At 64.4% G+C, this 4,428-nt stretch carries 5 protein-coding genes; 1 reads left to right on the top strand and 4 read right to left on the bottom strand.

The window, feature by feature from the left end; all coding sequences use genetic code 11:
• The 4 genes from VKI00_RS21185 to VKI00_RS21200 all read right to left on the bottom strand — a co-directional run.
• Positions 1 to 309 (bottom strand): FAD-dependent oxidoreductase (locus tag VKI00_RS21185; protein WP_324440896.1); only part of this gene is annotated, 309 nt, incomplete at its 3' end.
• Entirely contained in the window at positions 306 to 1,214 is a 909-nt protein-coding gene (gene bphC / locus VKI00_RS21190; protein WP_324440898.1) for a biphenyl-2,3-diol 1,2-dioxygenase, read from the bottom strand. The genes bphC and VKI00_RS21185, both read right to left, overlap by 4 nt.
• 9 nt (positions 1,215 to 1,223) lie before the next feature.
• Positions 1,224 to 2,408 (bottom strand): acyl-CoA dehydrogenase family protein, encoded by a 1,185-nt coding sequence (locus VKI00_RS21195; protein WP_324440900.1) that lies wholly within the window; start codon positions 2,406 to 2,408, stop codon positions 1,224 to 1,226.
• Between the two features lie 91 nt (positions 2,409 to 2,499).
• The gene (locus VKI00_RS21200) at positions 2,500 to 2,778 is read right to left on the bottom strand and encodes a 2Fe-2S iron-sulfur cluster binding domain-containing protein (protein ID WP_324440902.1); all 279 of its coding nucleotides are present in this window, start codon (positions 2,776 to 2,778) and stop codon (positions 2,500 to 2,502) included.
• A gap of 130 nt (positions 2,779 to 2,908) precedes the next feature.
• Between VKI00_RS21200 and VKI00_RS21205 the strand changes: the two genes are divergently transcribed.
• Positions 2,909 to 4,428 (top strand): NAD(P)/FAD-dependent oxidoreductase (locus VKI00_RS21205; RefSeq protein WP_324440904.1); only part of this gene is annotated, 1,520 nt, incomplete at its 3' end.

Consider the following 4,428-nt stretch of genomic DNA (forward strand, 5'->3'; position numbering starts at 1 on the left):
GCTCCCGTCGGCACCGGGTCCCATCGCGACGTTGAGGAACGCCGCCATGTTGTCGACGGAATCGTCAAAGCCGCAGGCCTTTTGGAGCGGCGTGCCACCACCGAGGTAGATGAATCCGCCGGCCATCGCGGCCGCCCCACCCCAGGATCCGGTGCGTTCGGCGACCAGGACGTCGGCGCCGGCGCGGGCCGCTTCGACCGCCGCGGCGGCACCGGCGATTCCGTACCCGGCGATGACGACGTCGGCCTCGTCGTCCCACGAGCTCACCGTGGAGGCCAGGACTGGTGTGACGTCAAAATCGGCGCTCACGGCTGCATGGCCGCGGGCATCTCACCGACCCACTGGTGGCCCCAGTAGCTGTCTGCCGTGATTTCCTCTGCGGTGTAATAGGTTTCGTCGACGCGCATGCCGTCCGTGCCGAATTCGATGTCCCAGTCGCCGGGCGCGCGGACGTAGAACGACACCATCTTGTCGTTGGTGTGGCGTCCAAGGGTCGACGACAACTGGAACCCCTCGGCGTTGACGCGGTCCAGTGCACGACCCACGGCGTCGAGAGTGTCGACCTCGACCATGATGTGGACGAGGCGTGGATCGCGCAGATGTGCGGCCGGGCAGATCGCCATGCTGTGGTGTCGTTCGTTGATCCCGAGGAAGCGAACCCGCACCGGGCCAAACTCTTTCGGCAACGGTACCCGGAACGCGCCACGGGAACGGAAACCCAAGACTTCGGTATAGAAGTCGAACAACCCGTTGGGATCGGTGGCCGGCACAACGACATGGCCCATTCCCTGATCGCCGGTGACGAATTTCGCACCGAACGGGGTGATGACCGGGCTGTGGTCAAGCACCGCACCATGGAACACCTCGAGGGTGGTGCCGGCCGGATCCTCGAACGCGATCACCTCTTCGACCCTGCGGGCCTCGGCCTCATCGTTGGACAGTTGCTTGAACGGCACTCCGGCGCCGTCCAGCGTTGCTTTGAGGCGCTGAAGTGCCGGGTGGTCGCGCACTTCCCAGCCGACGGTGAGCACCCGGTCGGTCGCGCCCGGCACCACGATGAGCCGGGCAGCGCGCTCGTCCATCCGCAGGTACAACGCTGACTGGTCGGGGCCCTTGCCTTCCGCGAAGCCCAGGACGCCGAAGGCGAACTGTCGCCACCGGCCGATGTCATTGGTCGAAATCGTGATATACCCAAGGCTTTTCAGGTCAGTCACGTTGGTCTCCTAAATCAGCGCCCGCAGCGGACCCTCGGGCGGATCGATGCCCAACGAGCTGAGGGCCGCTGCGTGATACGTGGTGCCAGGGACATGGATCGCGTGCAGATGGCCGACGTGCACATCACGCCAGTACCGCTGCAGCGGCTTGTCCATCCGCGCCGCGTTGCCGCCCGAGCGGGCGAAGATCTCGTCGACCGCCGATACTGCGCGCCACACCGCGCGCACCTGGGTGCGGCGACCGGCGGCGCGGTCCGCGAACGACACCTCCTTGCCGGCGGCGACGATGTCGTAGATCCGATCGGCATTGGTCAGCAATTCCTGGCGAGCGGCATTGATGTCGGCCGCGGCTTCGCCGATGGCGTGCATGACGTAAGGGTCGTCCTTGATTGCGGTTCCCGTCGCGCCGACGCGCTCCCGCTGGTAGTCCAGGTGCGCGGCCAGTGCGCCCTCGGCGATGCCGATAGTGGCCGCCGAGATGCCCAGCGGGAACATCGTCGACCACGGCATCAGATACAGCGGCTCGGTCATCCCGGCCTCACGCTGGGCAGTGCCATCCATCACCTTTGTCGCGTCCATCGTCCGGTAGGCCGGGACGAACGCGTCCTTGACGATGACGTCCTTGGAGCCCGTTCCGCGCAGCCCCACCACATTCCACGAGTCCTCGACGATCTCGTAATCCTTGCGGGGCAGGATCATGTGCAGCATCTGGGGCGGCATAATCGGTACGCCATTCGCGTCGCCGAGCATCGCGCCCAGGATGATCCAGTCGCAGTGGTCGGTGCCCGAGCTGAACTGCCAGCGGCCGTTGAAGATGTAGCCGCCGTCGACGGGCTTGGCCACGCCCTGTGGCGCATACGGCGAGGCCATCCAGGTGTCCACGTCATCGGCCCAGACTTCGCCGGGCACTTTCGGGTCTGCGTAAGCCAGTTGGTAGGGGTGAACGCCCACCACACCGACGATCCAGCCGGCGGCCGGGTCCAACGCCGCGGTGGCCATTACGGTCTCGGCGAACTCGCGGGGGTGGACCTCAAACCCTTGGTAACTCTTAGGCTGCAGCAGCCGGATCAGGCCAGCGGCCTTCATGACTTTGACGGTGTCGTCGGTGAGCCGACCGATTCTTTCGGCTTCCGCGGCCTGCTCGCGCAACTGGTCAGCCATGGCCATTACCCGGTCGATTACCCGCTCGGTCATATTGTTCGTCCTTACGTGTGGGGGCCTACTAATGGTCTACCGCAGTCAGTGCCGAACCCGAAGATGATCCCGGTGAGCGGACGCAAACGGATCAAAATTCGATGTGTACATCAGCGCTGGCCGGCCTGGCTTGGCAGGCGAGGATCAGGCCGTCCCGCAGATCGTCGGCCTTGAGGATGTCGCACGCCGCCATGTCGACTTCACCCTCGACTACGGTCGCCACGCACGAACCGCAGCGGCCTTCCCGGCAGGAATGGGGCACATCAATGCCCGCATCGAGCAACACGTCAACCAAGGTCCGACCGCGCGGCCAGCTCAGACAATGCCGTTGGCCGTCCAGGTCAACCTCCACGTGTCCGACTTCTGACATACACCGATGGTCTGCAATCGGCCCGCGACCGCGCACGGGGCTGCCCATTGGCCGGGAAAACTGGCTCGCACCGCCCGGTGATTGGGAAGGGAGTAATGCGATGCGACAGATCTACCTACAGTGAATGCTTGTGAACCTCGATGCACCTCTGGACGTCATCGTGGTGGGCGCTGGGTTCGCCGGTCTGTATGCCCTGCACAAGCTGCGCACCCAGGGCCTCTCGGTGCGGGTCCTCGAGGCCGCACCCGAGCTGGGCGGCACCTGGTACTACAACCGCTATCCGGGCGCGCGTTGTGACGTCGAGAGCGTGGACTACTGCTATTCGTTTTCCGACGAACTGCAGCAGGAGTGGAACTGGACCGAGAAGTACGCCACCCAGGCCGAGATCCTGAGCTACCTGAACTGGGTCGCGGACAAACTCGACTTGCGCGGTGACATCGCGCTCAACACTCGCGTAGTCTTGGCGGTGCTCGACGAGACGACGCTGCGCTGGACAGTGACCACCGACGGCGGACAGAAGCTCTCGGCACGGTTCTGTTTGATGGCGACCGGCCCGTTGTCGGACGCGATGACCCCAGAGTTCAGCGGCCTGGATAGCTTCGCCGGCGAGATCTACCACACCGCCGCGTGGCCTCACGATCCCGTCGACTTCACGGGCAAGCGAGTCGCTGTCATCGGCACCGGATCCTCCGGCATCCAATCGATTCCGATCATCGCCGAGCAGGCCGCGCACCTCTATGTCTTCCAGCGCACCCCCAACTACAGTGTCCCCGCAGGCAATAAGCCGCTGTCCGGTGCGGAAATGGACGAAATCAAGGCCACTTACGCGGAGCGACGTCGTGTCTCGTGGCGCAGCGGCGGCGGTTCACCGCACATCACCGCCCCCAAGCCGGCGATGGAGTTCACGCCGGAGGAGCGCCGCGCGGCGTTCGAAACTCGATGGCAGCTGGGGGGTGTGCTGTTCTCCAAAACCTTCCCGGACCAGATGATCGACCCGGCCGCCAATGAGGAGGCGCGCAAGTTCTACGACGAGAAGGTCCGCGCCGTGATCGACGACTCTGTGGTGGCGGACATGCTGATTCCCAACGATCACCCGATCGGAACAAAGCGAATCTGCACAGACAGCAACTACTTTCAGGCTTTCAATCAGCCGCACGTGTCGTTGATCAGTGTGCACGCCACCCCGATCGAATCCGTTGACGCCGACGGAATCAACACTACCGACGCCTACTACGACCTCGACATGATCGTGCTGGCAACGGGTTTCGATGCGCTCACTGGGGCGCTGAGCAAGATCGACATCGTCGGCCGTAACTGCGCGACCTTACGTGACAACTGGGCGCACGGACCGCGCACCTACCTGGGGTTAGGCGTCGACGGGTTCCCCAACCTATTTCTGATCTCGGGTCCCGGAGCGCCCGCGGTGCTGGCAAACATGGTGCTGCACGCGGAGGCGCAAGTGAACTGGATCGCAGAAGCCATCACCTACCTCGACCACCATGGTTATGCCGCAATGGAAGCTACCAGCGACGCCGTCGACGGCTGGGGCGCAGAATGTGCCCGGCGTGCCGAAGCGACGCTGTTCACCAAGGCGAACTCCTGGTACATGGGCGCCAACGTGCCGGGAAAACCGCGGGGCTTCATGTTGTT

Source organism: Mycobacterium sp. (genome assembly GCF_035314665.1).
Lineage (GTDB): Bacteria > Actinomycetota > Actinomycetes > Mycobacteriales > Mycobacteriaceae > Mycobacterium.

What these genes read in the sequence shown, in the direction of transcription:
- VKI00_RS21195 (WP_324440900.1), bottom strand. Translation starts at nt 2,408, where the DNA reads ATGACCGAGCGGGTAATCGACCGGGTAATGGCCATGGCTGACCAGTTG.
- VKI00_RS21200 (WP_324440902.1), bottom strand. Translation starts at nt 2,778, where the DNA reads ATGTCAGAAGTCGGACACGTGGAGGTTGACCTGGACGGCCAACGGCAT.